General features: G+C 73.6%; 1 protein-coding gene. It reads left to right on the top strand.

Translation table 11 applies throughout. The features are described 5' to 3' along the window. Positions 1-601 (top strand): alpha-amylase family glycosyl hydrolase (locus tag AWZ10_RS45940; protein WP_159058624.1); only part of this gene is annotated, 601 nt, incomplete at its 5' end. Between the last annotated feature and the right edge of the window lie 84 nt (positions 602-685).

Below are 685 nucleotides of genomic sequence, written 5' to 3'. Positions count from 1 at the left end.
GCGCGACGAGGGCCACCAACCCGCCGACCTCGCCCTGGGCACCCGCCGAGCACGGGCGGCGGCCCTGCTGATGCTCGCCCTGCCGGGAAGCGCGTACCTCTACCAGGGCGAGGAACTCGGCCTGTACGAAGTCGAAGACCTCCCCGACTCGGCGCTCCAGGACCCCACCTGGGAACGCTCCGGCCACACGATCCGAGGCCGCGACGGCTGCCGCGTCCCCCTCCCCTGGACCGGCGACACCCCGCCCTTCGGCTTCAGCACGACCGTCTCCGCCACGCCCTGGCTCCCCCAGCCCCACGACTGGAAGTTCCACACCGCCGAGGCCAACCAGGCCGACCGCACCTCCATGCTCCAGCTCTACCGCTCCGCCCTGCGCCTGCGCCGCACCAACCCGGGCCTGCGCGGCGAGGACTTCCACTGGCTCGACAGCCCGCCCGGCACGCTCCTGTTCGAACGCGGCAACGGCCTGCTGTGCGCGGTCAACCTCACCGACCGGCCGATCCCGCTCCCCGCCGCCACCAGCCCCCTCATCGCGTCAGCACCGCTGACCAAGGCCGGCATGCTGCCCCCCGACACCACGGCCCTGCTGCACCGGGACTGACGAACGACAACGGGCATCACTCCGGCCCACCTCCCCGCGCCCCGTCGCGCCCCTATCCGCCAGGGCCTGTCCGGTGTTCCTCCC

The sequence above is a fragment of the Streptomyces europaeiscabiei genome (assembly GCF_001550375.1).
Classification (GTDB): domain Bacteria; phylum Actinomycetota; class Actinomycetes; order Streptomycetales; family Streptomycetaceae; genus Streptomyces; species Streptomyces europaeiscabiei.
The sequence above is the reverse complement of the archived record's forward strand: the minus strand, read 5'-3'. Positions and strand labels throughout refer to the sequence as shown.